Here is a 3,632-nt window from a genome sequence, read left to right as displayed (position 1 = left end):
TGGGCAGTAGCCTTGCTGTCTACCCCCATGTCTGAGCTGGCATTGACCCTAGTAGGGGCGGCGGTTGCTGCTGCCCTTTTCGTTGGGATTTTCGTCTGGGAACAAAGACGCAGCCAAGAATTGCTGCAGCGGTGGGCGGCAAAGCAGGGCTACTCCCTGTTGAGCCAGGAGGCACGGTACTGGCGGCTGGGGCCTTTTTCCGGGAGCACTTCCAAGTATCAACGGGTATTCCGTGTGCGGATACGGGATCCGTGGGGGCAAGAACGCACCGGCTGGGTGAGGTTAGGGAACTGGTGGCTGGGGCTTTTGTCGGATCAGGTAGAGGAGCGGTGGGAGTAGGCTGGGATTGAACCACAGAAGGGGAAAGCAATGAACGGGATCAAGGGGTGGAAAAAGCTGAAGGGGGTGGCGTGGCTGGGCCTGGTACTGGCGGTGGCACTGTTGGGTTGGAACATAATCGCCGGAGGTGGAGCGATGGCCAGTCCCGCTGAGGGATCCCGAATGTTGACGGTTACAGGGCAGGGATCGGTCTCCGTAGAGAACTCCATTGCCCTCATTCGCTTGGGGGTGGTGATCCAGGGGGAGACGGCGCAATCGGTACAACAACAGGTGGCAGAACGCTCAGAGCGGCTGGTCAATCGCCTCAAGGAGCTGCAAGTAGGCGCTCTACAAACCACCGGCATTTCCCTCTACCCGCAATACGACTATCGGGATGGCCAACCTCGCCTAACGGGTGTACAGGGGCAAAACAGTCTGCAATTCGAGGTGCCTGTGGCCAGAGCTGGGCAAGTGCTGGACGAAGCTGTGGCCGCCGGAGCCACCCAGGTGGAATCGGTCAGTTTCCGGGCCGATGAAGCCACCCTGTTGGAGGCGCGCAGCCGCGCCCTAACCCAAGCCGTGAAAGATGCCCAACGCCAAGCCCAGGATGTGCTGGGGGTCTTGAACCTGAGCATCCGTTCCGTCGAGCGCATCCAGATTCAGAGCGATGGCTACATGATCCCGCCGCCGATCCCCTTTGCCCGCGCCGACTATGCCCGTCTAGAAACAGCATCCACACCGGTGGAGGGGGGACAGCAAACCGTGCGCGCCCAAGTCACCCTCGAGCTCCGTTACTGAGCCTCTGCTCTGTTGCCTGGAATGATTCACAAATGTTCACCGCATGGATTTCAGCTCTCCCGCCAAAGGGCTTCTGGTCAGAGCAAGCCTTGGGCAGCAACAGACAGCGGCTCTGGACGAGCGAAGTCTCAGTGATTCAAGAGTGATTCAATCCATCTAACCAACTCGGCAAAGTGGAAGCGGCTGCTGTTCGCTACCGCATCAGAATAACGATGGAGATACCACATTCATTAGAATAGCGATGGAAAGTTGCGGGTAGTTTGCTTTCCCGCGCCACCCTGCCTCGGTTTATCTATGGATCCCAGACCGGAGAGCGCTAGTGCAGCTCCTGCGCCTGAGAAGGCGAAACTCGTCTCTGGCAGAAGTCAAGACGGCAGTCTGCAAGCCCGTGTACTGATTGTGGATGATAGCTACATGGTGGCAGAGATGCTGTCCAACTTTTTGGGCAAGCAGGGCTGCAGTATTTCTTATGCTTTGGATGGCCTCTCCGCGCTGGAGCAAATTCGCCGCCAACCCCCAGATCTGATCATTGCCGATTGGGTCATGCCCTCCCTGAACGGCCTAGACCTGTGCCGTCAACTGCGGCAACTGCCGGAATATGCTTGGGTGTACTACATCATTATGACTGCCCGCGAGGGCAACGATAGCATGGAGCGGGCTTTGGAGGCAGGCGCCGATGAGTTTCTTTCCAAACCCTTTCAGGCTGCAGAGCTGCTGACGCGGGTGCGGGCAGGGCTGCGCATTGTAGAAAGTCGCCGCCAGCAATATCTGCTCAAAACCGGGCAAAAATCTCCTCCCTCTCCCCCCAAGTCGATTGGTTTGGAGGTGGGTAACCGTCAGGATTTGGTGGCTCGTTTGCCGCTGCGGGTGGCCCAGGCCCGTGCCCAATCGGAACCCCTCAGCTTGTTTGTGCTGCGCTTGGCCAACCTCGGTTCTCTGGCACAAGGGCTGGATGCTGACGGTCGGGCTGATCTGCTCAAACTGTTTAGGGAGCGTTTGGCCAATAACCTGCGCGATGGAGACGACCTGTTTTGCTACGACGAGGGGCAGTTTATCATTCTGCTGCCGGGGAGCACCTTGGCTGCTGCGCAAATTGCTGCCGAACGCTGCTGCCAGCGAATGATTCAGGATCCCTTTGTGGTGAATGGGCGGGCGCTGCCGGTGCAGCTCCAGTTTGGAGCGGCCAGCCTCATGGACAGCGATGATCCCAAGGGGGTGGCTCTGTTGCGTCGGGCTGCCCAGGCTATGCGAGATAGCAGGAATGTGCACAGCTCGGTGGTGACTGCTCCCCATCCCATCCCAGTTTCCGACCGCGTCAGCGGAACGGAGTCCTCAGAGCTGCTGAAACGCCTGCAGCGTCTGGAAAAAGAAAACGCCGAACTGCGCCGAGAGCTGGAGACTCGCCTCAGGCAGATTGAGGATCTCCGCCAACACCATCAAGAGCTGAGTCGAAAGATGCAGGCTCCTGCACCGGAGTCAACCACAGCGGGATCCCTGGCCCGCAGACCCTTGCGCTTGCGGCGGCGAAAACTCCGGCAGCTTTGTCTGAAGCGTCAACTGAGCCGTAGAAGACCGCGCCTGGCCTTGGGGCGGCTGAGCAGGTAGTGATGGGCTGAGCGAACGGGAGAGACGGAAGGGAGGTGCAAAAGGCTATGATGGGCATTCTTCAGGGTCAAGTGGCCGGATCTGGGATCTGGAGACCGGCAGGAAGATGGTTCCTAAACAACATTGAGCTCATCTTGACGGCGGTAGGAATAGGGGTGATTCTGCTAAGTGGTTTTGTGGCCAGCCGCAGCGCTTTTTCGCTAGAAACGGCAACGGCGGTCAGCGCCACTTTGGTAGGGGTCGTCCACGGGATCCTCTTTTGGCTGTTGCGACGGCGACAAAGATGGGTAAGGCAGGAGGCAATCGGGCAAATTCGGGAAATGCTGGAAGATTTGGGCAAAAACCGCCTGCAAACCATCAAGATGAGCTTGTACATGGTGCAGATCCATCAACCGGAGCAGGAAGAGCGAACCCGAAAAAGCTTTGACCGCGTTTACCAGATCCTGGCGGAGATGAGCACCTTGATCGACCACATTTCGGAAGAATCGTTGGCCGGCTGGCGCCATCGCTACCGCCAGACTCTGCAGCGGGTTGAGTCGGAGTCTCAGTAGTTTTTAAATCGTCTTTAAATCTTGAGTGGCTTAAGGGATCCCCTGAGGAGTTGGCTGAGCCGGTGGACGGTCGGATTTCGGGAAGCACCCAATTGCTCGGTCTAATCGGGGATCCGGTGGCCCACAGCTTATCCCCAGCCATGCACAACGCTGCTTTGGCGGCTATGGGGGAAAACTACTGCTATGTGCCGTTTCCGGTGGCTCCAAAACACTTGGCGGCGGCGGTGGCAGGGCTGGCGGCCATTGGGGTGCGGGGGTTTAATGTGACGATTCCTCACAAACAGGCCATTCTCCCTTTGCTCGATCAGATTGAATCGCGGGCAGCAGCGGTGGGGGCGGTGAATACGGTTTACCCCTTGC

The 3,632-nt window shown here is 58.3% G+C and carries 4 protein-coding genes and 1 pseudogene; all 5 read left to right on the top strand.

Annotated features, from left to right (window positions below):
* On the top strand, positions 1-339 hold a 339-nt coding region (locus NW837_RS09895), incomplete at its 5' end, for a hypothetical protein (RefSeq protein WP_414331140.1).
* 30 nt (positions 340-369) lie between these two features.
* Positions 370-1,116: an SIMPL domain-containing protein gene (locus NW837_RS09890; protein WP_414331137.1), complete on the top strand. Its 747-nt coding sequence runs from the start codon at positions 370-372 to the stop codon at positions 1,114-1,116.
* Between the two features lie 294 nt (positions 1,117-1,410).
* The gene (locus tag NW837_RS09885; protein WP_414331135.1) at positions 1,411-2,721 is read left to right on the top strand and encodes a response regulator; all 1,311 of its coding nucleotides are present in this window, start codon (positions 1,411-1,413) and stop codon (positions 2,719-2,721) included.
* Positions 2,722-2,768: 47 nt separating this feature from the next.
* Positions 2,769-3,272, top strand: a complete 504-nt coding sequence (locus tag NW837_RS09880; RefSeq protein WP_414331133.1) for a hypothetical protein — start codon at positions 2,769-2,771, stop codon at positions 3,270-3,272.
* Between the two features lie 62 nt (positions 3,273-3,334).
* Positions 3,335-3,632: pseudogene (locus NW837_RS09875) on the top strand (shikimate dehydrogenase); the annotation flags it as partial.

Source organism: Synechococcus sp. R6-10 (genome assembly GCF_047461815.1).
Lineage (GTDB): Bacteria > Cyanobacteriota > Cyanobacteriia > Thermostichales > Thermostichaceae > Thermostichus.
This window is presented reverse-complemented; position numbering and strand designations above follow the sequence as displayed.